General features: G+C 53.7%; 24 protein-coding genes and 1 riboswitch. Of the genes, 11 read left to right on the top strand and 13 right to left on the bottom strand.

Annotated elements, in window-relative coordinates; genetic code table 11:
• Positions 1 to 47: 47 nt before the first annotated feature.
• A complete protein-coding gene (locus ACREYP_RS02540) occupies positions 48 to 629 on the top strand; it encodes an NAD(P)H-dependent oxidoreductase (protein WP_039297985.1) in 582 nt (193 codons plus the stop codon).
• A 30-nt stretch (positions 630 to 659) separates the two neighbouring features.
• Complete coding sequence (locus ACREYP_RS02535) at positions 660 to 977, top strand: putative quinol monooxygenase (RefSeq protein WP_008460925.1); 318 nt, start codon at positions 660 to 662, stop codon at positions 975 to 977.
• Positions 978 to 1,042: 65 nt separating this feature from the next.
• Here ACREYP_RS02535 and parE read toward each other — a convergent pair whose 3' ends face one another.
• The 5 genes from parE to nudF form a co-directional block, all read right to left on the bottom strand.
• Positions 1,043 to 2,935 (bottom strand): DNA topoisomerase IV subunit B, encoded by a 1,893-nt coding sequence (gene parE, locus ACREYP_RS02530; RefSeq protein ID WP_008460924.1) that lies wholly within the window; start codon positions 2,933 to 2,935, stop codon positions 1,043 to 1,045.
• Positions 2,936 to 2,980: 45 nt separating this feature from the next.
• Entirely contained in the window at positions 2,981 to 3,556 is a 576-nt protein-coding gene (gene yqiA, locus ACREYP_RS02525; protein ID WP_008460923.1) for an esterase YqiA, read from the bottom strand.
• Positions 3,556 to 4,383 carry a 3',5'-cyclic-AMP phosphodiesterase gene (cpdA, locus tag ACREYP_RS02520; RefSeq protein ID WP_166878031.1) on the bottom strand — a complete coding sequence of 276 codons (828 nt, stop codon included), beginning with the start codon at positions 4,381 to 4,383 and terminating at the stop codon, positions 3,556 to 3,558. The genes yqiA and cpdA overlap by 1 nt, the downstream gene beginning before the upstream one ends.
• A gap of 144 nt (positions 4,384 to 4,527) precedes the next feature.
• On the bottom strand, positions 4,528 to 4,953 hold the full coding sequence (locus ACREYP_RS02515; protein WP_008460921.1) for a DUF1249 family protein: 426 nt from the start codon (positions 4,951 to 4,953) through the stop codon (positions 4,528 to 4,530).
• 2 nt (positions 4,954 to 4,955) lie between these two features.
• The gene (nudF, locus tag ACREYP_RS02510; RefSeq protein WP_008460918.1) at positions 4,956 to 5,588 is read right to left on the bottom strand and encodes an ADP-ribose diphosphatase; all 633 of its coding nucleotides are present in this window, start codon (positions 5,586 to 5,588) and stop codon (positions 4,956 to 4,958) included.
• Between the two features lie 206 nt (positions 5,589 to 5,794).
• Between nudF and tolC the strand changes: the two genes are divergently transcribed.
• The 3 genes from tolC to ACREYP_RS02495 all read left to right on the top strand — a co-directional run bounded on the left by tolC (position 5,795) and on the right by ACREYP_RS02495 (position 9,299).
• Positions 5,795 to 7,285 carry an outer membrane channel protein TolC gene (tolC, locus tag ACREYP_RS02505; RefSeq protein ID WP_336818878.1) on the top strand — a complete coding sequence of 497 codons (1,491 nt, stop codon included), beginning with the start codon at positions 5,795 to 5,797 and terminating at the stop codon, positions 7,283 to 7,285.
• 169 nt (positions 7,286 to 7,454) lie between these two features.
• Complete coding sequence (locus ACREYP_RS02500; protein ID WP_008460913.1) at positions 7,455 to 8,132, top strand: DUF1190 family protein; 678 nt, start codon at positions 7,455 to 7,457, stop codon at positions 8,130 to 8,132.
• 6 nt (positions 8,133 to 8,138) lie between these two features.
• Entirely contained in the window at positions 8,139 to 9,299 is a 1,161-nt protein-coding gene (locus ACREYP_RS02495; RefSeq protein WP_008460911.1) for a glutathionylspermidine synthase family protein, read from the top strand.
• Between the two features lie 35 nt (positions 9,300 to 9,334).
• On the opposite strand, the gene ygiD is transcribed toward ACREYP_RS02495, so the two are convergent.
• Positions 9,335 to 10,123 (bottom strand): 4,5-DOPA-extradiol-dioxygenase, encoded by a 789-nt coding sequence (gene ygiD, locus ACREYP_RS02490; protein ID WP_008460909.1) that lies wholly within the window; start codon positions 10,121 to 10,123, stop codon positions 9,335 to 9,337.
• Between the two features lie 178 nt (positions 10,124 to 10,301).
• Complete coding sequence (gene ribB, locus ACREYP_RS02485) at positions 10,302 to 10,955, bottom strand: 3,4-dihydroxy-2-butanone-4-phosphate synthase (RefSeq protein WP_008460907.1); 654 nt, start codon at positions 10,953 to 10,955, stop codon at positions 10,302 to 10,304.
• Positions 10,956 to 11,049: 94 nt separating this feature from the next.
• Positions 11,050 to 11,198: riboswitch (FMN riboswitch) on the bottom strand.
• 122 nt (positions 11,199 to 11,320) lie between these two features.
• On the opposite strand from ribB, the gene ubiK reads away from it, so the two are divergent.
• The gene (gene ubiK / locus ACREYP_RS02480; protein WP_008460905.1) at positions 11,321 to 11,581 is read left to right on the top strand and encodes a ubiquinone biosynthesis accessory factor UbiK; all 261 of its coding nucleotides are present in this window, start codon (positions 11,321 to 11,323) and stop codon (positions 11,579 to 11,581) included.
• A gap of 49 nt (positions 11,582 to 11,630) precedes the next feature.
• Here the strand turns inward: ubiK and ACREYP_RS02475 are convergent, their stop codons facing one another.
• Positions 11,631 to 12,797 (bottom strand): M20 aminoacylase family protein, encoded by a 1,167-nt coding sequence (locus tag ACREYP_RS02475; RefSeq protein ID WP_336818877.1) that lies wholly within the window; start codon positions 12,795 to 12,797, stop codon positions 11,631 to 11,633.
• Between the two features lie 15 nt (positions 12,798 to 12,812).
• On the bottom strand, positions 12,813 to 14,147 hold the full coding sequence (locus ACREYP_RS02470; RefSeq protein ID WP_336818875.1) for an MFS transporter: 1,335 nt from the start codon (positions 14,145 to 14,147) through the stop codon (positions 12,813 to 12,815).
• Positions 14,148 to 14,325: 178 nt separating this feature from the next.
• On the opposite strand from ACREYP_RS02470, the gene ACREYP_RS02465 reads away from it, so the two are divergent.
• Positions 14,326 to 15,261: a LysR family transcriptional regulator gene (locus ACREYP_RS02465; RefSeq protein ID WP_336818874.1), complete on the top strand. Its 936-nt coding sequence runs from the start codon at positions 14,326 to 14,328 to the stop codon at positions 15,259 to 15,261.
• Positions 15,262 to 15,313: 52 nt separating this feature from the next.
• On the opposite strand, the gene tsr is transcribed toward ACREYP_RS02465, so the two are convergent.
• Complete coding sequence (tsr, locus tag ACREYP_RS02460; protein ID WP_166878008.1) at positions 15,314 to 16,978, bottom strand: methyl-accepting chemotaxis protein; 1,665 nt, start codon at positions 16,976 to 16,978, stop codon at positions 15,314 to 15,316.
• Between the two features lie 213 nt (positions 16,979 to 17,191).
• Here tsr and fimW point away from each other — a divergent pair, with 213 nt between their 5' ends.
• From fimW to fimZ, 4 genes are all read left to right on the top strand, one after another.
• A complete protein-coding gene (gene fimW, locus ACREYP_RS02455) occupies positions 17,192 to 17,794 on the top strand; it encodes a fimbria biosynthesis transcriptional regulator FimW (RefSeq protein WP_008460898.1) in 603 nt (200 codons plus the stop codon).
• A gap of 252 nt (positions 17,795 to 18,046) precedes the next feature.
• Complete coding sequence (locus ACREYP_RS02450) at positions 18,047 to 18,757, top strand: EAL domain-containing protein (RefSeq protein WP_498881084.1); 711 nt, start codon at positions 18,047 to 18,049, stop codon at positions 18,755 to 18,757.
• Between the two features lie 8 nt (positions 18,758 to 18,765).
• Complete coding sequence (locus ACREYP_RS02445) at positions 18,766 to 19,506, top strand: DNA-binding response regulator (RefSeq protein WP_498881083.1); 741 nt, start codon at positions 18,766 to 18,768, stop codon at positions 19,504 to 19,506.
• 564 nt (positions 19,507 to 20,070) lie between these two features.
• Positions 20,071 to 20,703 carry a fimbria biosynthesis transcriptional regulator FimZ gene (fimZ, locus tag ACREYP_RS02440; RefSeq protein ID WP_008460895.1) on the top strand — a complete coding sequence of 211 codons (633 nt, stop codon included), beginning with the start codon at positions 20,071 to 20,073 and terminating at the stop codon, positions 20,701 to 20,703.
• Between the two features lie 75 nt (positions 20,704 to 20,778).
• Here the strand turns inward: fimZ and sfmF are convergent, their stop codons facing one another.
• Genes sfmF through ACREYP_RS02425 form a run of 3 tightly spaced genes read right to left on the bottom strand, consistent with a single transcriptional unit; the run spans position 20,779 to position 24,936 of the window.
• Entirely contained in the window at positions 20,779 to 21,300 is a 522-nt protein-coding gene (sfmF, locus tag ACREYP_RS02435) for a fimbria assembly protein (RefSeq protein WP_008460892.1), read from the bottom strand.
• A gap of 9 nt (positions 21,301 to 21,309) precedes the next feature.
• Positions 21,310 to 22,314, bottom strand: a complete 1,005-nt coding sequence (gene fimH, locus ACREYP_RS02430) for a type 1 fimbria D-mannose specific adhesin FimH (protein ID WP_008460890.1) — start codon at positions 22,312 to 22,314, stop codon at positions 21,310 to 21,312.
• A gap of 27 nt (positions 22,315 to 22,341) precedes the next feature.
• Entirely contained in the window at positions 22,342 to 24,936 is a 2,595-nt protein-coding gene (locus ACREYP_RS02425) for a fimbrial biogenesis usher protein (RefSeq protein ID WP_008460888.1), read from the bottom strand.
• Between the last annotated feature and the right edge of the window lie 18 nt (positions 24,937 to 24,954).

Raw genomic sequence — 24,954 nt, 5'->3', positions numbered from 1 at the left:
GGTTCTCATTATAATGATTGGCAAGCGTAATTATTTAAGGGCTAACAATGAGCAACATCCTGATTATCAACGGCGGTAAAAAATTCGGTCATTCCAACGGCCAGCTTAATGACACCATGACCGAAGTCGCGGAAAGCTATTTGCGCGACCTCGGGCATGATGTCCAGGTCACCCGCGCAGACAGCGAATATGACGTTAAAGCGGAAGTTGAGAAATTCCTTTGGGCAGACAGCATCATCTGGCAGATGCCGGGCTGGTGGATGGGCGCCCCGTGGACGGTCAAAAAGTACATTGACGATGTGTTCACCGAAGGCCACGGTTCGCTGTATGCCAGCGACGGCCGTACCCGTTCAGACGCCTCTAAAAAATATGGTTCCGGCGGCCTGATTCAGGGAAAAACCTACATGATGTCCCTGACCTGGAACGCACCTTTAGAAGCTTTCACCGAAAAAGATCAGTTTTTCCATGGCGTTGGCGTAGACGGCGTTTATCTTCCATTCCACAAGGCTAACCAGTTTCTGGGCATGGAAGGGCTGCCAACCTTTATCGCTAATGACGTCATCAAGGCACCTGATGTGCCACATTATGTAGCAGAATATCGCAAGCATCTGGCTGGTATTTTTGCTTAACTGTTTGCCGGATAACATAAGGAGTTAGTCATGCTGACAGTGATTGCAGAAATTCGTACACGCCCTGGGTCACACCATCGCCAGGCGGTAATTGCAGCGTTTGAGAAAATTATTCCAACCGTGCTGAAGGAAGAAGGCTGCCACGGCTACGCGCCGCTGGTCGATCATAACGCCCAGGTCGCGTTCCAGACTACCGCCCCGGACTCCATCTTCATGCTGGAAAAATGGGAAAGCGTTGCGCATCTGGAAGCCCATCTTGAGACGGCCCACATGAAAGAACATAGCGCCCGCGTGAAAGACGACGTGCTGGAAGTGCATATCCGCATTCTCGAAGAAGCCGTGAAGTAACTGGCATCTGAGAATGCAAAAAGGGATGGCCTGAGCCATCCCTTTTACGTTTTGGAGAAAAACGTTTAGCCCTCGATATCGGCCATGTCGCCTTTTTCCTGCAGCCAGTTGCGGCGATCTTCCGAACGCTTTTTGGCCAACAGCATATCCATTGTCGCCAGCGTGCGCTGGTCGTCTTCATCGCTGATGGTCAGTTGAACCAGACGGCGCGTATTCGGATCAAGCGTGGTTTCGCGAAGCTGAAGCGGGTTCATCTCGCCCAGCCCTTTAAAGCGCTGCACGTTTGGCTTGCCTTTCTTGCGCTTAAGCTGTTCCAGCACGCCGGCTTTTTCTTCTTCATCCAACGCGTAATAAACCTCTTTACCGAGATCGATGCGGTAGAGCGGCGGCATCGCCACGTAAACGTGACCACCTTTCACCAGTGCCCGGAAGTGGCGCACAAAGAGCGCGCACAGCAGCGTGGCAATGTGCAGACCATCGGAGTCCGCATCCGCAAGGATACAGACCTTGCCATAGCGCAATTGGCTCAGATCTTCACTGTCTGGATCAATACCGATCGCCACAGAAATATCGTGCACTTCCTGCGAGGCCAGTACTTCGTCAGAAGAAACTTCCCATGTGTTCAGGATCTTCCCTTTCAGCGGCATGATCGCCTGATATTCACGATCGCGAGCCTGTTTCGCGGAGCCGCCCGCCGAGTCCCCTTCCACCAGGAATAGTTCGGTCCGGCTTAAATCCTGCGCAGTACAGTCTGCCAGCTTACCCGGCAGCGCTGGCCCGCTGGTCAGCTTTTTACGCACAACTTTCTTCGCGGCGCGCATCCGGCGCTGAGCGCTGGAAATAGCCAGCTCTGCCAGCTGTTCTGCCGCCTGTACGTTCTGGTTCAGCCACAGGCTGAAAGCATCCTTCACTACGCCGGAGACAAAGGCCGCACACTGGCGTGAGGAGAGACGTTCTTTCGTCTGGCCAGCAAACTGAGGATCCTGCATTTTGACCGACAGCACATAGGCGCAGCGTTCCCAAATATCTTCCGCAGAGAGCTTCACGCCACGCGGCAGAATATTGCGGTATTCGCAGAACTCACGCATGGCATCGAGCAGCCCCTGACGCAGGCCGTTAACATGAGTACCGCCCTGCATGGTTGGGATCAGGTTTACGTAGCTTTCCGTCAGCAGCTCACCGCCTTCCGGCAACCAGAGCAGCGCCCAGTCAACGGCTTCGGTGTCGCCCGAAAAATTGCCGATAAACGGCGCTTCCGGGAGGGTAATCAGGCCATTTACGGCTTCGCACAGATAGTCGTTCAGGCCGTCCTGGTAGCACCAGCGCTGCTCGGTATTATTCACCTTATCGGTAAAGGTAATCTCAACCCCCGGGCACAGTACCGCTTTCGCTTTCAGCAGATGGCTGAGGCGTGAAACGGAAAAACGCGGGCTGTCGAAGAAGCTTTCATCCGGCCAAAAATGCACGCTGGTCCCGGTATTGCGCTTCCCGCAGGTGCCAATCACTTCCAGATCCTGCACCTTCTCGCCGTTTTCAAAAGCGATGCTGTATACCTGAGCGTCGCGGCGGACGGTCACTTCAACGCGTTTGGAAAGGGCGTTAACCACAGAGATCCCTACGCCGTGGAGGCCGCCGGAGAATTGGTAGTTTTTATTCGAGAATTTACCGCCCGCATGCAGACGGCAAAGGATCAGCTCAATGGCCGGGACCTTCTCTTCGGAATGGATATCAACAGGCATCCCGCGCCCGTCATCAATGACTTCCAGCGACTGGTCGGCGTGCAGGATGACATCCACGCGCTTAGCGTGACCTGCCAGCGCCTCATCCACGCTGTTATCAATGACTTCCTGTCCTAAATGGTTAGGACGAGTGGTGTCAGTGTACATCCCCGGGCGGCGGCGAACAGGCTCAAGCCCGGTGAGTACCTCTATATCATCGGCATTATAGGATTGCGTCATGGTTTATTCATTCAGATAGCGAAACAGGAAATCGGCCGTCAGGCCTCAGCGCAAGCCGAGGAAGTCGACAATCTGTGTGAAATAATCTTCGAAGCCCGTGAAGGCATGATTGCCACCGGGTTTCACCGTCTGGCGGCAGAGCGCGTAGTAGGCTACGGCCTGGCGGTAATCAAGCACCTCATCGCCCGTTTGTTGCAGCAGCCAAATCAGGTCTGGCGCTTCCAACGGGTCAATCTGCATGACTTTCAGATCGTAAATATGGCGTGACTCTAGCACATATTGCTGCCCGGTGTAGGGGTTCTCGTTTTTACCAAGGTAACCCACAAGCAGCTCAAAAGGGCGAACCGCCGGGTTAACCACCACCGCAGGCAGCGTAAAGCACTGCGAAAGCCAGGTCGCGTAATAACCGCCGAGGGAAGACCCCACAATGCCCAGTGGCTCTCCTCCACGTTTGAGCACCAGCGACTCTAGCAGTTCGGAAGCCTCTGCCGGATAAGGCGGTAACTGAGGCACAATCATCTCAATTTCAGGATGATGCTGAGCCAACCACGCCTTAAAACGGGTCGCTTTTGCGGAGGCCGGGGAGCTATTAAACCCGTGCAGATACAGTAACGCAGGCATTAATAACCCTCAGAAGCCGTATCAGGGCTGAATTTACCGCTTTGCAAACGGCAAACTTCCGTCGTCAGGCTGCCGTCAGGATAAAGATCGAGCCAGCGCCACCCCGGCTCAATGGTGTCGAGCGTGAAATTGGCGCAGTGGGGTTTGAACTGGACGCATGTCGAAGGCGTGGCCAGCATTCTGCGGCCGTTCCAGTCGAGATCCAGTTCCTGATGAATGTGCCCACAAAGCAGCGTTTTCACCTGCGGCCAGGGCTTAAGCACGGCATCCAGTGCGGCAGCATTGCGCAGGCTGTGCTGATCCAGCCAGCTGCAGCCGGCAGGAAGAGGATGATGATGCAGCAAAAGTAGGGTGTGACGCTCTGGAGCCGCAGCCAGCTGACGCTCAAGCCATTCCAGCTGATAGTCGCTCAGTTCACCGTGGGGAACGCCAAAGACCTGGCTGTCCAGCAGCAAGATTTGCCAGCGATCGCCGATATAAACGCGCTTGGCCGGGGAAATACCCGCTTCCTGCAGAGCGTTAAACATTGCAGGCTGAAAATCGTGGTTACCCGGCAGCCAAACGCAAGGCGCAGAAATGCGGGAGACTCCTTCAGCAAAGTGCTGATAAGCCTCCACGCTGTGATCCTGGGCCAAATCCCCGGTTGCCACCAGTAAGTCGCAGGCACGCTGTTCGGCCAGAATAGCGGTCAGCACCGCCTGATAGCTCTTCCAGGTATTAATCCCGAGCAGCGTTTCGTTCTTTCCAGCGAACAAATGGGTATCGGTTATTTGCAATATCCTGATTCGGCCTCCATCGGCCACAGGAAGGGTTAACAGGCTTTCCAAATGGTGTCCTTAGGTTTCACGCACACTTACTACCCACCACACTTAAGCTGCTGATATCCAGGCGGCAGCTCGATTCATTCAGGGTATCAATACCATCCATTATTCAGGGCGTTGTGCCGTTAACCGTCCTCAACCCTAAAAAAACTAGGTATACACAGGCACGGCCATTGCTCCATGCGCTAAACAGTAGCGCAGCCAATCAGCAAGAAACTGGTTAATTTGATGCTTTTCGTCGCGTTGATGCAACTTTTTATTCGGATAATCATATCGCGCTTTGAAGCGAAAGATCTGCTGGCTTGAACACACTTCCGCGACCATCGCGTCGTGATACAGCCTGACCGACATTGACGGCAGGCTCCAGTAACTCACCGAGGGGTGCGTTTGTTCTATTTCCACCAGGGTGGTATAACGTGTTGATTCTGAAATAGTTAATCGATATCTGGCGCTATTAACCTGATAGGTTACCGTTTCGCCCGCTGCATCATTTTTCGGCAACAGACGGCGCAGCTGCGCGAAGTTGGTTTCGCACAAACGCATCATTTCGGGGAAGTCAGGGGTATAGCGCTTCATAATCAGTGATTCCACTCTTTTCTTAGTTGCTCATAATGCAGCTGCAGCCATTGCAAAGCGATGACCGTCGCCGCGTTGTCGATGCTCCCCTCTTCGACACACTGGTAAGCCTGCTCCCGGCTCACCACATGAACACGAATATCTTCGTTTTCTTCCACCAGGCCATGAATACCTTTGGCCTGAGTGGCATCCACTTCTCCGACTAAAATAGACAACCTTTCGCTGGTGCCGCCGGGGCTGGCTAAATAGCTCAGAACCGGTTTGGTTCGGCCCACAGCAAGGCCAGCTTCTTCTACGGCTTCACGACGCGCAACATCTTCTACGCTTTCGCCCTCTTCAATCATGCCGGCGATCATTTCTAACAGCCATGGAGTTTCGCTGGTGTCCCAGGCCGCGATACGAATCTGCTCTATCAGCACGACTTCATCACGCACAGGGTCATAGGGTAGCAGCACCGCAGCGTGACCGCGTTCAAAAATTTCGCGCCTGACTTCGCCACTCATTTCGCCGTTGAATAAACGATGACGAAAACGATAAAGATCGAGTGAAAAAAAGCCACGATAAAGCGTTTCCCGTGCAATAATTTCTACATCCTTTTTGGCGAAAGTAGCCTCTAGCTTTTCTGACTTGTTCATAGATGATGTCCTGATGACAAATGGGCGCTGGCCGGGCGATTTCAACCCTGCGTAACTGCCCTTTCAATTTTGATGTGGTAGATTGGTGAAAATTAAGGTAGATGGCACTTTACGCCAACCTGCCCGGCTGACGGAATCTGTAGAATCGGCGATCATCTTTGACTCCTGTCGGCGTTAAACAAAATAATTCTGCTTCACAACAAGGAATGCAAATGAAGAAACTGCTCCCCATTCTTATCGGTCTGAGCCTAACGGGTTTCAGCGCCATGAGCCAGGCAGAAAACCTGCTGCAGGTTTATCAACAGGCGCGCACCAGCAACCCGGACCTGCGTAAATCCGCTGCTGACCGTGACGCCGCATTCGAAAAAATTAATGAAGCACGCAGCCCATTACTGCCACAGCTGGGCCTGGGTGCAGATTACACCTACGGTAACGGTTTCCGCGACTCTAACGGTATTAACTCCAACACGACCAGCGCAACGTTACAGCTGACGCAAACCATTTTTGATATGTCGAAATGGCGCGCACTGAGCCTGCAGGAAAAAACCGCGGGGATTCAGGACGTCAGCTTCCAGACCGATCAGCAGTCTCTGATCCTGAACACGGCCACAGCCTATTTCAACGTGCTGAGCGCCATTGACGCGCTTTCCTATACTGAAGCGCAGAAACAGGCCATTTACCGCCAGTTGGATCAAACCACTCAGCGCTTTAACGTAGGCCTGGTCGCCATCACTGACGTGCAGAACGCCCGCGCGCAGTACGACACCGTGCTGGCGAATGAAGTCACCGCCCGTAATAACCTGGACAACGCGGTGGAATCACTGCGTCAGGTCACCGGGAACGACTATCTGAGCCTGGCTTCTCTGAACGTAGACGGTTTCAAAACCAGCAAGCCAGATGCGGTCAACAACCTGCTAAAAGATGCTGAAAAACGCAACCTTAGCCTGCTTCAGGCTCGCCTGAGCCAGGATCTGGCGCGCGAACAAATTCGCCTGGCTGAAGATGGTCATCTGCCGACGCTGAGCCTGAACGCATCCAGCGGCGTCACTAACAACAGCTACAATGGTTCTAAAACTTCCGGCAATTCGCAGTATGACAACAGCTATAAAGGGCAGAACCAGGTTGGCCTGAGCTTCTCCCTGCCGCTGTACCAGGGTGGCCAGGTTAACTCTCAGGTTAAACAGGCTCAGTACAACTTTGTGGGTGCCAGCGAGCAGCTGGAAAGCGCGCACCGCAGCGTGGTACAGACCGTGCGTTCTTCCTTTAATAACGTGAACGCCTCTATCAGCACCATCAACGCTTACAAACAGGCCGTGGTGTCTGCGCAAAGCTCCCTGGATGCGATGGAAGCCGGTTACTCGGTGGGTACCCGTACTATCGTTGACGTGCTGGATGCGACCACCACGCTGTATAACGCCAAACAGCAACTCTCCAGCGCACGTTATAACTACCTGATTAACCAGCTGAATATTAAATCAGCGTTGGGTACGTTGAACGAGCAAGATCTGATTGCGCTGAACAATACGCTGGGCAAACCGGTTTCAACCTCTGCGGACAGCGTTGCGCCGGAAACCCCAGAGCAGGATGCCCGCGCTGACGGTTACAACACCGCGCCAGCGACGGCTTCCACTAAGGCAACTCATGCCACTCCGGCTGCGGCCACCAGCGGGAAAAAAGCGAACCCATTCGCTAATTAATCGCCGGAATGCCAACGAAAGGGGCGTATTTTTACGCCCCTTTTTTTCTGTCTCGCGTTTGAACGTAAGGCAACGTAAAGATCTCCTGCCAACAGGCCAACATCGCTTCAATTTCAACCGCTCATCCCCTATCCTTAGCACCAAACCTACTGGGCTCAGGACTGATTAAATGAAACGGACAAAAAATATAAATCATTCATCGTTCCGCAAAAGCTGGAACGCACGCCATTTAACGCCGGTGGCGTTGGCGGTCACCGCCGTCTTTATGCTGGCCGGCTGTGAACAAAGCGACGAAACCGTCTCAATGTACCAAAACGCGGACGACTGCTCGCAGGCAAACCCGAGCAAAAGCGCGGAATGTACCACCGCCTATAATAACGCTCTGAAAGAAGCCGAGCGCACGGCACCGAAGTACGCTTCCCGTGAAGCCTGCGTGGCCGAGTTTGGCGAAGGCCAGTGCCAGCCAGCCCCTGCTCAGGCAAGCCTTGCCGGCGAAAGCCAGGCTCAGGCTCAACCGCAGCAAAGCGGCAGCTTCTGGATGCCGCTGATGGCGGGCTACATGATGGGCCGTCTGATGGGCGGCGGCGCGGGCTTTGCGCAGCAGCCGCTGTTTACCTCAAAAAACCCGGCCAGCCCGGCTTACGGCAAGTACGCCGATGCCAGCGGTAAAAGCTACGGCGCGGCCACCCCAGGCCGGACGACAACCGTTCCGAAAAGTGCGATGGCACCAAAACCTGCGACCACCTCAACGGTGACTCGCGGCGGCTTTGGTGAGTCAGTGGCCAAGCAATCCACCATGCAGCGCAGCAGCGCCACCTCCGGCAGCAGCCGTTCGATGGGCGGCTGATAAATCATGGAAAGAGTTTCTCTCGTTGAACGCCCGGACTGGCGCGAAAAAGCCACGGAATACGGCTTCAATTTTCACACCATGTACGGGGAGCCGTACTGGTGTGAAGACGCCTATTACAAGCTCACGCTGGCTCAGGTTGAACGCCTGGAAGAGGTCACCGCCGAGCTGCATCAAATGTGTCTGCAGGTTGTGGAAAAAGTGGTGGCCAGCGACGAGCTAATGGCCCGTTTCCGCATTCCGAAACACACCTGGGAATTTGTTCGCCAATCATGGCGCAGCCAGCAGCCCTCCCTTTATTCCCGCCTGGATCTGGCGTGGGATGGCGTGGGTGAACCCAAGCTGCTGGAAAACAATGCCGATACGCCAACGTCGCTGTATGAAGCGGCTTTCTTCCAGTGGATCTGGCTTGAAGATCAGGTGGCGGCGGGCAATCTGCCCGAAGGCGCAGACCAGTTCAACAGCCTGCAGGAAAAGCTGATCGAACGTTTCGCCGAACTCAAGCAGCAGCATGGTTTCAATCTGCTGCACTTTGCCTGCTGTCAGGACACGGTAGAAGATCGCGGCACCGTGCAGTATCTGCAGGACTGCGCCGCCGAATCTGACGTCGCCAGTGAGTTCCTGTTTATCGAGGAAATTGGCCTCGGCGAAAAAGGTCAGTTTACCGACCTGCAGGATCAGGTTATCAGCAACCTGTTCAAGCTCTACCCGTGGGAATTCATGCTCCGCGAGATGTTCTCCACCAAGCTGGAAGATGCCGGCGTGCGCTGGCTGGAGCCAGCCTGGAAAAGCATTATCTCCAACAAAGCCCTGCTGCCGATGCTGTGGGAGATGTTCCCGGGCCACCCTAACCTGCTGCCGGCTTATTTCGCCGAAGATAACTTCCCGCCGATGGAAAAATACGTCGTGAAGCCAATCTTCTCCCGCGAAGGCGCCAACGTGAAGATCATCGAGAATGGCCAGGAGATCGCGCGCGTTGACGGGCCGTACGGCGAAGAAGGCATGATCGTCCAGCAGTTCTATCCGCTACCAAAATTCGGCGACAGCTATACGCTGATTGGCAGCTGGCTTATTAACGATCAGCCTGCAGGGATCGGGATTCGTGAGGATCGCGAGCTTATTACGCAGGATCTTTCCCGTTTCTATCCGCATATCTTTGTGGAATAGAGCATTAAAAAAGCGCCCATTGGGCGCTTTTTTGTTTATCCTACCACAACCGACAGCATACTTAGCGATCCCATCTCTATGCCGTCGACCGGAATCGTCACCGGCTCTTTGCCGTCCCACGCGCCCAGGACATAAAGTAGCGGCAGGAAATGCTCCGCCGTCGGGTTAGACAGTGAACCGCCTTCATGACTGAGATAGTTCACCAGCGGATGCTCCTCCGCAGGCCCCTTCCAGGTCAGGTTGGCTTTAACATAGTCGTTAAACGACTCAGCCCAGGGGTAAGGTGTATTTTCACCGTGCCAGCGCGCAGTTCTCAGGTTATGCACCACGTTACCGCTCGCCACCAGCATAATGCCCTGGTCACGTAGCGTGGCCAGTTTGCGGCCAGTCTCCAGATGCCAGGCTGCCGGCTTCGTGCTGTCAATGCTCAGCTGCACCATCGGGATATCCGCGTTAGGGTACATCTTGATCAGCACTCCCCACGAGCCGTGGTCAAAGCCCCATGCCTCTTTATCTAACGCCACCGGCGTTGGTGCCAATAATTCAACCAGCTGCTGCGCCAGCTCAGGCGAGCCAGGTGCCGGGTAATGCGTGTCATACAGCGCCTGAGGAAAACCACCAAAGTCGTGAATCGTCTTCGGCGCTTCCATCGCGGTCACGCCCGTTCCACGGGTGAACCAGTGGGCCGACACCACCACAATCGCTTTTGGCCGCGGCAGCGTTTCGCCGAGCTGAGCCCAGGCGCGGGTATAGCGGTTATCTTCCAGCACGTTCATCGGGCTACCGTGGCCAAGGAACAGCGCGGGCATACGTGGGCTTGTCATGATGGTGTCCTTAAATGGCTAAGATTCAATACACACAGATTACGCCCAATTTTTGTGGGAAGAACTCAGATAAGCATGATGATGATCATCAGAAATTTTGAACAGGTCTGAAAAGACGAAAACAGCGAGGCGGGAGTGAATAACAAAAGCCCGATCGCGCTGACCGGGCTTTACTTTTTTAGCTGGCTTTACGCGCTTGCGCCTGGCGATATTCCACCAAATCTTCGATGGTCACAACCGCCATATTATGTTTGCGGGCAAACTCGATGCACTCCGGCGCACGCGCCATGGTGCCGTCGTCGTTGGTCAGTTCACACAGCACACCCGCAGGTTTGAAACCGGCCAGGGAAACGAGGTCGATAGTGGCTTCGGTGTGGCCGCCGCGAGTTAACACGCCGCCCGGCTGCGCACGCAGCGGGAAAACGTGACCAGGGCGGTGCAGGTCGCTCGGCTTAGCGCCGTCGGCAATAGCTGCACGAACGGTGGTCAGACGGTCGGCTGCGGAAACGCCGGTTGTCACGCCGTGAGCGGCTTCGATGGTCACGGTAAACCCGGTGCCGAAAGCGCTGGTGTTGTTTTCGACCATCATCGGCAGATCGAGCTGTTTACGGCGTTCGTCGGTCAGGCACAGGCAAACAATGCCGCTCCCGTGGCGAATGGTCAGCGCCATTTGCTCCACGGTCATGGTTTCAGCCGGGAAGATCATATCGCCTTCGTTCTCACGATTTTCATCGTCGAGAACCATAGCGCCACGGCCTTCGCGAAGCGCATCAAGAGCACGCTCAACGCGCTCAGTCGGGGTGCCAAATGCAGAAAGTAGCGTCTGATTCATGGTAATAAAAACCTCATTAATATTATGGTTACCAGAATCAGGGCAGTCTTAGGAGCTAAAAAAATAACGCGGGCAGGCCAGGGCCTGACGTGATCGTTACTCTCTCCCATCCGGACTTTAACCGTCGGCCCCGGAATTACACCGGATCTGCTGACCTTCAGGCAAAGCCTGAAGCGCTCGCGGGCTTTCAGCGTTCGCTGATTTACCGCCGGTGGGGAGTTTCGCCCCGCCCTGAGAATAAGCAGGTTCACTATAGCGCTAATCATTTTTGTGGGCAACGATTACACAGGCAACATTTCCAGTTTATCCCCTGGCAATCAGGCATTACAATTAGCCCTATTACTCGCCAGATAATGGAAGCCGCTATGATTGACCCGAAAAAAATTGAACAAATCGCCCGCCAGGTCCATGAGTCAATGCCGAAAGGGATTCGTGAGTTCGGGGATGATGTGGAGAAGAAAGTACGCCAGATCCTGCAGTCTCAGTTAACCCGTCTTGACCTTGTGAGCCGCGAAGAGTTTGACGTGCAAACTCAGGTCCTGCTGCGCACCCGCGAGAAACTGGCTCTGCTGGAGCAGCGACTGACCGAACTGGAAAACCGCGAAGCCCCGAAAGACGCCGAGTAACGCTCCGCCCCCTGACGCTCCCGCAAAGGAAAGCGTCAGGGGGAAATTCTCAGCGTAAAAATGCCTCACTCAACCGAACCCAATATGTAGCCCCCACCGAAATACAGGCATCGTTAAACTGATACAGAGGATGATGCACTGAATAGTCGTCTTTCCCCGTCGCCGTACCCAGCCAGAGATAACACCCCGGCACCTCTTCCAGCATAAAAGAGAAATCCTCGCTGCCCATCATGCTCTTCACCTGCTGAGGATCCGCGACGTTATCCGCGCCGAACGTATCCCGGGCAACCTGAAGCGCGAATGCCGTCTGTGCTTCGTTATTTATCGTCACCGGATAACCAAAATCCACCTCTATACAGGCCTTCAGGCCAAAACTTTCCGCCTGAGCGTGGACGAGGGTTTCAACCCGTTGTTTGAGCGCCTCACGAACCTCTTTTTTAAAGGCACGCATGTTCAGCTTCAGCACGGCTGTGTGCGGAATAATGTTGTGTGTTGTGCCGCTCTGCAGGCTGCCCACGGTCACCACCGCCGCATCCTGCGGATCGATATTGCGAGAGACAATAGTTTGCAGCGCCATCACAATAGAGGCTCCGGCAATCGTAGGATCGATACAGTGCTCCGGCATCGAACCATGCCCACCTTTACCTTCCAGCGTGATAGTCAGGCTGTCAGAAGAGGCCATTAGCGCCCCCGGCTTCGTCACCCACTGACCAGCGGGGATCAGGGGGAAATTATGCAGCCCAAACACCGCGTCGCACGGGAACAGCCTGAACAGACCGTCGTCGATCATCCGCTTAGCACCGCCGATCTTTTCTTCCGACGGCTGAAAGATCAGATGCAGCGTCCCGTTAAAAGGCTTCTTCTCCGCCAGGTAGCGAGCCGCAGAAAGCAGAATGGCGCAGTGGCCGTCATGCCCGCAGGCATGCATCTTACCTTCCACCTGGCTTGCCCAGGGCAGCCCGGTTTGCTCTTGCATCGGCAGCGCGTCCATATCGGCGCGGATCCCCAATCTTTTGCTACCGCTTCCCACTTTTAGCGTCCCAACCACCCCGGTGTCGCCTAACCCGCGATGTACTTCATAACCCCAGCCGGTCAGCAGTTCAGCAATACGATCGCTGGTGCGGAACTCTTCAAACCCCAGTTCCGGGTTTTGGTGGAAATCACGCCGAAGGGCGATCATCTCTTCTTCACGATCCAGAATCTCTTTAATCAACATAGGTAGCTCCTTGTATTAAGCGTCAGGTTGCGTTTTCCGTTCCCGCCAGACAAGCAGCGCCGCCAGCGAAACGAAAGAGCAAAAAATCAGATACCAGGCCGGCGTCATCGGCTGACCCGTCGCTTTAAGCAACCAGGTCACGTTAAATTGCGCAAAGCCGCCAAATAGGGTGACGCCAACGGCATACACAATGCTGATGCCCGAGGCCCGAACCGTTTTCGGAAATGCTTCGAGCAGCAGCAGGAACAGCACCACCGTGCACACATTCGCCAGCACCTGATCGACAGCGATTAACGCAATAGTGATCCACAGCGGCATACCGTTCAAAATCGACGCGAAGATTGGCCAAACCAACAAGAGTGAAACGGCAAAGCAGAACGTCATGATCGGCTTACGTCTGGGCAGCCTGTCCGCCAACTTTCCTGCGAAAAAAGGGATCAGGAGCGTCATCAGCGCCGCCGTCAGGCTTATCCAATAGGAGGTCGCCGCCGGCATGTGCAGCGTGTTCACCATGTATGCAGGCATGTAATAAATGATGATGTAGAACGTTGTCGTGCCTTTCATTATCAGCAAAATGCCCAACAGCAGAGCCCGACGATGCTCCCGCCAGAGGATTTTGGCCGAGTTCTCCTTTTGGGGAGTCGCTTCAGTATGATGCGTTTCCGGCAAATGGCGCCGGATGTACATCCCAATGGGCATGATCGCCAGACCCAGAATAAAGGGCACGCGCCAGCCCCAATCGTACAGGGCCTCTTCGCTGAGGTAGTGGCTCAATCCTGCTCCCATTGCCGCCCCAAAAAGTGCCGCGCCGCCCTGGCTGGTCATCTGCCAGCTCACGCGCTGCCCGCGCCGGGATTTATCTCCGGCCTCCATCAGCCAGCTGGTTGCCGCGCCGATTTCGCCCCCGGCGGAAAAACCTTGCAGCAGGCGGCCAGCAATCAACACGATGGGCCCCAGTATTCCGACCTGGCTGTAAGTCGGCGCAAACGCCACCAGCATCACGCCAAGGGCCATCAGTCCGAGGATCAACGTCATCCCGGAACGGCGGCCATGCTTATCCGCATAGTTACCCAGCACCAGGCTGCCCAATGGGCGCATCACAAAACCGACGCCAAAGGTCGCTACCGCCAGCAGCAGCGAAACATAGTCATTACTGGAGGGAAAAAAAAGGTGGCCAATGATCACTGAAAAGAAGCTATAAACCGCAAAATCATAGATTTCTAATCCGTTTCCCAATGTTACCGCCACCAGAGACTTAGCGCTGGTTCGCTCTTCCAGAGGACGGCTTTGAGGCGGCATCGCGGCGATCAACCCGCTAGCCGCTGAGGCAGTACTTGCAGATGATTTCATGCTCACTTCCTTCTCATTATTTTTTGCATGTCGGGCTGTGACTTCTGAGGGTGATTCGACTATCTGCATAAAAAAAGAACATCGCAAACATAAAAATTAGTTATGGCTTTGGTTATATTCTTCGTATCCTGAAAGTGCATTTTTTGCACTATGGCGAAAGCCGATGGCGGAGTGACAAATGAAAATCAAAATAAATCAATTAGATGTATTATTGGAAGTTGCCGCACAGGGCAGCATAGGCAAGGCTGCCCGGGTGCTGCATCTCACTCAACCCGCTATTTCCAAAACCATTCAGGAGCTGGAGACGGAAATCGGCATGCCAATTTTGCAACGCTCATCACGGGGGGTGACGCTAAATGAGTACGGGCAAGTGCTGTTGCGCCATGCCAGGGATATCGATCGCTCGTTACATCAGGCGCGGGATGAAATCGATAATCTGCTCGGAAAAGCCATGCGTCAGCTGCGCATTGGATTTACCTCCGCCGCCTCTTACGGTCCCTTTAGCACCACAATGAGCCAGTACCAGAGCCGCTTTCCCGGCGTGAAGTTAATCGCCATGGAAGGCAGGCCGCTCCAGATTCTGGATGCGCTCGCTAATCAGCGGCTGGATATGGCGGTGATGACCAGTGCCAGCGGAACGCCCATCGGCACGTTTTACCAGGAAACGCTCTACGCCCTCAGCAACACCATCATTGCCGGCGAGCATCATCCCGTCACCCACACCACCACGCTGAAAAGCCTGATGCAATTTCCCTGGCTGGACTGGGATGAGCCGGGAGAGCACTCTATTCTGGGCCAGGTCTTCCGCCGCTATAACCTGCCGCTACCGCCGACGATTGTGCACTGCTCCTCGCCGTGGATTATGGCGCGCATGATGGAACAGGCGCCCATTGTTAGCATGTGGACTTCGGTCAGGCTTCGCTTTCCTGGCTATGAAAAAAACCTTCGGCCACTGACGCTTAAAGAAGTGCTGCCGGCAACCAGCGTGAACATCGTTTGCCCCAGTATAGGGCGGTTGTCCACCGCAGGGACGACCTTTATGGAAATGCTGAGGATCAATTCGCGCGACTGGCTTCAGGACAGCGACGCGCTGGAAATGGTAGCGAGGATATAAAAAAGGCGGACAGCATTGAGCTACCCGCCTTGTTGTTCCTATACAGCTCGAATCAGAAGGTTTCCCAGTTATCGTCAGACGTAGCAGCCACGGCTTTACGCGGGGCAGCCGTCGTCACAACAGCCTTCGGCGCAGCGGCCTGGGCTTTGGCCTGGCGTTCCTGAGCGATACGGAATACGGAAACGGACTGCGTGAGCCTGCTGGCCTGTTCTTCCAGCGCAGCGGCGGCGGCGGCAGACTCTTCCACCAGCGCGGCGTTCTGCTGGGTCACACGGTCCATTTCTGCAACCGCTAATCCAACCTGATCGATCCCGCGGCTTTGCTCGTCAGAAGCAGAGGCAATCTCACCCATGATATCGGTTACGCGGGTCACCGCATTAACGATTTCCCCCATGGTTTCCCCGGCGCTTTCAACCAGCGTTGAGCCGGTATCCACCTTGCTAACCGAATCCTCAATCAGGGTTTTGATCTCTTTCGCGGCCTGCGCGCTACGCTGCGCCAGATTACGCACTTCCCCGGCTACCACGGCAAAACCACGTCCCTGCTCACCCGCACGGGCAGCTTCAACGGCGGCGTTAAGAGCCAGGATGTTGGTCTGGAAGGCGATGCCGTCAATGACGCTAATAATGTCGGCAATTTTCTGCGAACTGCCGGCAATTTCGCTCATGGTATGCACCACATTGTCCACGACTTTACCGCCGCGCTGCGCGGTTTCAGAGGCACTTAGCGCCAGCTGGCTAGCCTGACGGGCGTTTTCAGCATTCTGTTTAACCGTGGCAGTCAGCTGCTCCATGCTCGCGGCCGTTTCCTCAAGCGAAGCCGCCTGTTGTTCGGTACGAGAAGAGAGATCGTTATTGCCGATGGAAATCTCGCTGGCGCCGCTATAAATGGCATTCGCGCCGTTGCGGACCTCACCCACGGTAATCACCAGCTCGTTTTGCATATGGCGCAGGTTCTCGGCCAGCTGCCCCATTTCGTTGGTGCCTTCCACGTCGATTTTGCGCACCAGATCGCCGCTGGCGATGTGGCGAATGCTTTCGATCAGGCGATTCAGCGGAGAGATAAGCGTGGTGCGGATCCCCTGCCAGACCACAAGGATCACCACCAGCACCACAATCAGGACGCCAATCAGGATCCAAATCGCCATGCTGTAGGAGCTGTTGCTGCTGTCGACCGCTTCCTGATAAAGGTGGTCGTTTTGCTGCAGATAGTTAACGTATTGCTTCTCAAAGCCATCCTGATACCCCTGGGTTGGCTGATCGAAGAATTCATTAATTTTCCCCGCGCCAAGCAGTTGAATCAGCTCTGCCAGCGCACCGTGATAAATATCGTAGTTGCGCTTAATTTCTTGTGCGGCCGCGTCGCTTTGGCGTGGATCGCGCGGTAAAGCTTCATAAGCCGCCCACTCAACCTCAGCCTGTTTCAGCGAAGTGCTGGCAATCGCCATCAGTTCTTCAACGGTTGCACCGCTGCCAATTTTATTGGCATCCATCATGTAGCGAATACCGGCGCGGTTCAGGGTGTTACGGGTCTGCAACAGCGCGACCCAGCTGCCGTTCAGCGTTGACTGCTGCTGACGAATGGTTTGTAGAACGGTGAAATTTTCTTTGTCCTGCTTCAGCGCATTGAAGAACAATCCGCCGGAAGCTATCTGCAAAATGCCAAACAGCCCCAGGACGACCAGTAAGCTTGTAACGATTTTGATACGGTTTAACATTGCTTCTCATTCCCTGTAAGACAAGTCTTAATCATCGGCGTAACAGCAGAAAACTTTACCCAAAGCGTTTTTTTGCCGTTTTTTCTGCTACTCCCAGGAAATGGCCTGGCAATAATTCATCCTCCACACCTGCGGGGTTAAGTCGTAACACATTCATAATCCGAGTTTTTTTCACTATCATTTTTTTAATAGTCAACCAGCCCGGAGGAAGGCATGCTTACCGTTGCTATCTGTGAAAGAAATAGCCATTTTGCCAATGGCATTAAAATTATTATCCAGCAGCTCTGCCGTCAGTTTAGCGAGACTTATCATTTCCTACCGTTGGCGCACCAGGACGTCGCCGATCTGGTTTTTTTCGCGCTAGACGACAACTGGTCAACCGCCAACTGCTACAAAATACCGCAGACGACGCGCCATCAGCGGGTGATCCTCATCTGTAAAAAGCAGGATCAGGAGAACCTGATGTTTCGTCCCTGCCTGTATATGCTGCCGTCTATCTACCGTGAGGATGAGGTTGAAGATGTCAGGCTCAAACTGGCCCCCTGGATAGATCCAGAACGGCGCAAAAAAAACACCCTGCCCGTGCCTACGTCTATTTGCCACTACTGCACAACGCGGCATTTCAACATGCAGGAGCGTGAATTACTGAAGCTAATGGCCTGTGGTTACTCGCTGATTGACGCGGCTTTTATTATGCATATTGATGAAAATACGGCGCGGGATAAACGACTGTCGATTATGAAAAAACTTAATATCAAGAGCCAATATAAACTCATGAATTATATCAAACTCAATCTGCCGTTCTTGCTGGATTGAATTATTTAATTAAGTACTTTCTTATTATGCCAGGGAATTACTCTTAAATATAAAAAAAACGCGCCCTTCACTCTTCAGGGTTGCGAATTTTCGCAACCTGGAATAAGCCATCCCCGGTATTCACTCATTCGAGGCGCTGAGAGAATACGCTCAGAAAAATCTCCAAATTTGCTGAAAGCACACCACCTCTTCCTCTCAGGGCATTGATTGCTCAGCAATTCAGTTATAGCTGTCACAATTAGCGACAAAATAATGATAAATATTTCTAGAGATAACAATTTATTATCTGTTGACCAGCATATTTCCGGTTTCCGTCTGGAACCGATTGTTAATTTATTTAGCGGACACGTTATTAGCCACGAAGTACTCAGCCAGCTCGCCGCGCCATCACGCGATTCCGAGGTTTTTTTTGCGAACCTGTCGGCAGCCGACAGCGTGACGCTTTTTTGCCGTCAGGCCAACCTGCTGAAGTCCCGACAGGCATCCGGTAGCTTCTTCCTTAACCTTCCCATTATGGCGCTGATTGACGAGCGGCTATTCGCCCGGCTGCTTGATGTTTGTGAATCATGGATAACAATTGAGATACAGGATGCTCCACTTTTTGATACGTGCTCCAGGCGGCATCAGCTTTGCCTGCGGGAGCGAATTAAGCTGTTACAGCAACAAAGGATATCGGTATGGCTGGATGACCTTACCGAGGGCTGTATTGAAAGCTTCCACCGCTACGCCATTGATGTCGGCGGAGTAAAAATTGATAAGCAAGCATTCTGGACGCTCGGTAAAAATCCCAGGGTACTTCAACGCCTGGTCGCACAGTGCGCGGACATTTCACCTCACATTATCATTGAAGGTATCGAAGACACACATCATCTCGAGCTCGCTCGCCAGTCAGGTGCCAGCTTCGGGCAAGGCTATTTATGGCCGCATAAACGCTGGCTGCTCTCTGATACCTTGTCATTGTGAGCAGGCTTATGTGCGCAGCTATGAGGCGAAATAAACACCGTCGTACCAGGACTGATTATCTTCTAAACCCCGCCAACTCCACCGCGCCACTTTTTTTTGATCGACTCGAATATATTCAACAGCAATTGATTGGGGGGCAAAAACCAAAGAAGCCCGACGCCATCCTCGTTTCTGCCGACAATTTCCTCAGCAGCGCAATCACCGGCACTCTTTTCCATCGCCTTAACATTCCCGTGCTCTCTTCGCTGAATGACGTTATCGCGCATCAGGTGCACTCTCCCGTACCGCGACTGATCGTCGACCTCGACAGTCTGGAGATCCCCACACTTGACGTTTTGAAGGCCATTCGCCAACAAATTATCACCACGCCGCAACACCAAATCATGCTGCTTAGCGCGCAGCGAAAGCCCGAAATCACACGATTTATTCAGCAGGCCGTTGGCTGCAAGATTGTCGAGCGTCGTCTGCCCCCGGACAAACTGAAACAGGCTTTAAGCCCCGGCGACCCAGATTTGGCGGCGAGTTACGACACGCAGGTTTTTTCCCTCAGAGAGTGGGCGATTTTACTGGCGCTGAGCCGCGGAGAGTCATTGAAATCAATCGCCCTTTTACTTGAGAAACCCTATCATTACGTCGTTTATCGCTTCAACGTTTTGCTGACCCGACTGGCGCTCGATAACCGCAGTAAATTGCTGCACCTTCTACATGAAATTTCTGTTGCAAATAGCGCACATTGGCTATCGAACTAACCTACTGAGGCATAAGATATTTTAAGAATTTACTTAATTTCAATGTTCAAATTGAGTTAAAAACAAACAAAAAATTAACAATTACAACTATTCCTGGAAGCAATTATTCCGCTATGACGCCATTCAGCACTTTTTGATCCAAAACAAAATAACAACATTCAGAACTAAATGTCATTTTTTCTCCAATAAAAAGTCTTTTAACCCACCTTAACTAAAAAATTAGGTTCGTTAATTCAATTTAGAAAAAGGTCAATTAACTACACAGCATTTCGTATTGACTTAGACTTATTCCAGGAACATCAGACTTTTCCCACAAAAACTGCGCTGTATAATCACCTCATCACATATTTATATTTGCCATGGCATCTATAAGGATTACATGTGAAGTTATTTAGGTAGTCATTATCCCGCCGACAATAACGAATTTAAAAAGGAAGAGAGTTAAAAAAAACAAGGAGGTTCCCGCATAAAGACCGGCAACCGCCAACTCACTGTTTATCACTTTCGCTGCCATTGACGCTGTGTCAAAGCGATGTTTTTATCAAACAATCGAGGCAAAAAAAAATGAAACCGGCATCCGTAATCATTATGGACGAGCATCCTATTGTCAGAATGTCGATAGAAGTTCTCCTCCAGAAAAATAAAGATATTAATGTTGTTTTAAAAACAGATGATGGTCGGGAAGTTATCGACTATATGCGCGCGAATCCAGTCGATCTGGTGATTCTTGACGTTGAACTCCCCAACACAGATGGCTTTACATTACTTAAAAGAATCAAAGGATTACAGGAAAAAACCAAAATCCTTTTCCTGTCGTCAAAATCAGAGTCGTTTTACGCAGGGCGCGCTATTCAGGCCGGCGCCAATGGATTTGTGAGCAAACGTAAGGAACAGGAAGATATATTTAACGCGGTTGAAATGTTGCTTTCTGGCTACTCCTTTTTCCCTTCGGAAACGCTGCATTTTATCAGCAGCCATAAATCACGCCGGGGAACGATGGACGATATGCCGTTATCCAACCGCGAAATCACAGTCTTGCGTTATTTGGCAAACGGCCTGTCGAATAAAGAGATTGCCGAACAGCTATTACTGAGTAACAAGACCATTAGCGCACATAAAGCTAATATATTCTCTAAACTCGGACTCACTTCCATTGTCGAGCTGATTGACTATGCCAAGGTGCATGAACTGCTATAAAGGACCATTACGCACCGGAAGCGGAAATACCGGGAAGACTCCTCCCGGTTATTTTCTGGAACCATTAACGATGCTTTAATTGTAGTTAATCAGAAACGTCGCATCCGCATTGGCCAGCCCGGCATCCGCGTTGTCCGCCGTGGCAATATAGTTTGCCCAAAACTTGAGCGTCACATCGCCGTTGGCATCAACCGGCATCGTTTTACTGGCATCATTCAACAACAATCGGGACTTATCCTCATTCAGTAGCTCAATGGCCACATTTTTCGCCGTACTGGCAGCGTTTAGCGCCAGCAGTCCCGTGCCGGTACTCTTGCCATTAAAGGTGATAGAGGCGGTACCGCTCGGCGGGCAGCCGGTTAGCTTCAGGTTAAACGGCATTGCCTGAGTTGTGCTCCCGGCGGTGCGCAGCTGTTTGGTCGGCCACGAGCCAAGCTTCACCGTCTTATTGTCCCCGCCCGTCTCCACGACACAGGTGTAATCCACGATTGTTCCATGCAGCTCAACGTTGATTTCCCCCAGCGGCGAGGCCGCTTTCACTGAGGGCACGCAGAGTATCGGGACCAGCGCCAGCGCGCTCAGGATAAACTTGTTCATCAGGTCCCCTTAGTCGAAATCAACGCGCAGATAGCCACGAGCCGTGAACGGCCCTTCCTTCGGCTTAACGCCCGTCACGCTGACCGGCCAGGCGCGAATTCCCACCCGGGCCGCAGCGGCATCATCAAGCTGGAAATTAATCTTGCTGCCAAGGTTGTTTGGCGTCAGCGGCGTACCGCTGGCGTTCGCCACGATAAAGCCCAGATCGCTGTTATCGGATATCATCATATTGCCGCTGCTTTTCTCAGCCTCAAGGCGCAGCGTGAGGTAAGCCTGGGCATCTATATTAGTGCATTTGATGCCGACCGTTTTACTTTGCGGCGTCACGCTTTGCGGGCGGTTACCGGCCCCGGCCTGGCTGAATAACGATGCCCCGATGCTGCCAAAATCAAACTCCACCACCTGCCCGGCGTTGATTTCGCAGGTCTGCGGGACTTCAACTTTGCCGCTGTAGCTGATGGTGTAAACGACGGTATCTAACGGGTCCGCAGAGGTCGTCGTTACGTAGACCCGGAACATCGTCTGGCGTGGAATCGGCACCATGTTAATAAAACGGCGGGTGACTTTAAGGCGAAACACCAGCTTCGAATCCGTGACCCCAAAAGGTTTGTTCTTCGATACGTTAGGGTGCGACCCCATTTGCATGTAGCTCACCGGCGGATAAAAATCACCTGCATAGCTGTCGTTTATTTTCATGGCGCCATTAAGGTAATCATTTATCTTCAGATATTTATAACTCCCCACCACTTCCTGAATGGGTAAATCGGTAACATAGCTACGCTTGGTGGTATTCCCCGACGTTCCTTTAGGACAGATGGCATTCACCCCAATCAGCCCTGTTTTTTCACTCAGAGTCACGATCTGCCCGACGTTGTTGTTGCTACTATTAAATTTGTCAGACAGGTCGTACGAAATATCGGTTGGGACCTTAAGCTCGTTTTCACAAACCGTCGCCAGAGCTGGGGCAGCAAACGCCAGCAGCAGCGACCCGGCCATCAAATTTTTCAGTTTCATTTTCATCTTCCTGAATCTCTCCGCACGCTATGAACAGGTGGCGGTTGCCATGACGACAGCCTGTTTCAGGCTCTCTTCCGGCAGGGAATAGTTGGCGCGGCACTGGGAACCCTTCCCGTCGCCCCACTGGATCAGCAATTTGCCTTTCAGCGGCAGGCCGCTGAGGTAAATCTGCCCGTCGTCACCGGCCATGCTGGTCACACCGCTTTGCTCTTCCCGCACCACGGAACCAAACGGCACCGGGCGGTCGCCGCGTTTAACGGTGAGGATGGCGCGCACGCCAATTCGGGCATCGAAGGTGGCGCGGACCAGGGCACCCTCCGTCGGCACTACGCTGCTGACGTTGTTTTCAATATCGGTGTGGTTGTCCATTGTGTTGGTGTCGAGCGCTACGCGGTTGTAGCGGTAAACCGTGGCATACGGCATAACGGCATAGCCACGCCAGTCGGTTTTCACCCCGGTCTGGTTTTCAATGCTGACGCCGGAAGCGCCCGGCGCTTTAATCAATACGTTGGTGTCGCCCAGCGGCTGGCTGAAGGTCACCCCGTCCGCATGGCCGACCACGCCGCCGGAAGCCTGCCAGTTGAAGTCATGCTGGTTGCGGTCATAGTTGTAGCCCAGGCCAAGCGTGCCGTACGTGGCCTGCCAGTTGGCAGTGGCGCTGCCGGAATAGCCGTTATTGCTGGTATGCCCCTGACTCACGCTGTAGTTCAGGTTGCGACCTTCCAGCAGCGTGCCGCCGACCCCGGATTGCCAGCTGTTTTTGCCGTCAGAGCTGCGGCTTGTGGCCATCGTGGCGTAGGCACGATCCAGCGCCGTATCGCGCGAATAACCGTGCCCAAGCAGCGTGCTAAACGGAATCGAAAGGTTGAAGGCGACAATCCGGTTGGTGTCTGCCAGGCCGAGCGACTTACTCCACGACCAGGAAAGCGAGTAGCTGATCCCGCGCCAGCCGCTGGAGTACCCCAGCTGGTACCAGGTGTTGTCCTGATCGGTTCCCCAGTAAGTTTGCTGGCTGCCGGAAACATAGACCGAGCCGTAATCCCCCAGAGACTGGGAGATATTGACCTGAAATCGGCCCTTTTTGTTGTAGCGCAGGTTGTGATAGCTGGTCGCCACCAGTTCCTGCCGGTTGCTGTCATTGTTTTGCCACTCGTACTGGTAGCCTTCCATATTCCGGTAGGCCACATCATCCAGAGTGTAAAAACCGCGCGTGGAGTAGCGATAGCCCAGCAGCTGGAAGTTAGTTCCGTAGCCGCTCAGGGATTTGGCGTACAGGAAGCGCAGCGACTGCCCCTGATGATCGCTGTCATCCGCCAGCTTGCTGCGCGCATGGGTAAGATCGAGCGAAATCGCCCCCCAGTCACCGAGGTTTTTCCCGGCACCTAACGCAACGGCGGTATAGCGCTCTGCCAGCTGTGTCCCACCATAGGCGGTGTAGCCGTTCGGCAGACCGGCAATCAACGTACCCTGAGTAAAGAACGGCTTATCCTGCTGGTTATTCCCGCTGCGGAAATCCCCCATCACCACATCATATTTAAACCGGCCTTCACGCTGCAGCATCGGCACGGTGGAATAAGGCACGGAGTATTTCTGCACAGAGCCGTCTTTCTCCTCTACCGTAACCTCTAAGTCACCGCTTGAAGAGGTCGGGTTAAGGTCGCTGATGGCAAACGCGCCCGGAGAGACATAGCTCTGATAAATCACGTAGCCGTTCTGGCGGACAACAATCTTGGCGTTGGTGCGGGCAATCCCGCGCACGGTTGGCGCGTAGCCCTGCAGGCTGTCCGGGTACATGCTGTCGGAAGAATAGAGGCGCGCCCCACGAAACCCGAGGCTGTCGAACACATCGCTGCCGGTGTTGCTGTCGCCCATGACCAGCTCGCCCTTGAGCGGGATAATCGTGCGCTGCAGCGTCGTACTGATGTTCTGCCATTGATTCTGGTGGTGGCCATCGCCGCTGGTGTAGTTCCAGGCCCCGTTATTGCGCAGGCGCCACGGGCCCAGATTCAGGCCGCTTTGCAGGTTCAGATAGTAGCTGTCGTTGTAAGTGCCGCGGTTGCCGGTGAAGGTATAGTTCAGCAACGCCGCCGGGATCCCTTCATCCCACTGATCCGGTGGAATGTAACCGCGGGCGCTGTTGATTAAAGAGGCCTGTGGCAGGCTAATATCCAGTCGCAGACGCGAAAAGTCATAGCTCATTTCAGCGCCTGGCACGGCCGTAGTCAAGGGGACGCACTCCCCGGACTTATATTTCGCCAGCTCAGGATACGCCAGCATATTCAGCCCGAGCCGCTTGAGCCAGTCGACGTCGAGGCAGGCCGTCAGCCCGCCGGACTTCACGGCTTCAGAAGCAGGGACTTTCGATTCCGTCGCCGTAAAATGCACGTCTTCGGTGGCAACAAATTCATCGTTGCGCCAGATGTCCACGCGATAAACGCCCGGCGGCTGGCTGCTGCCTTTTTCGAAGCGAGACAGATCCGCCACCGCCGCGGTATCGTCCGACAAAAATGCCGGGTTGAAATAGCTCTCAGCGGCAGCGAACGCGGGCCAAAATGAGGCCACAATGGTCGCCGCCAGCGGCGCTAGCGTAAACACTTTACGCGAGACTGATCTCTTCATGATTTACCTGCTTCCCTT

Source organism: Enterobacter sp. TMH.L2, assembly GCF_050847315.1.
Classification (GTDB): Bacteria; Pseudomonadota; Gammaproteobacteria; order Enterobacterales; family Enterobacteriaceae; genus Cedecea.
The sequence above is the reverse complement of the archived record's forward strand: the minus strand, read 5'-3'. Positions and strand labels throughout refer to the sequence as shown.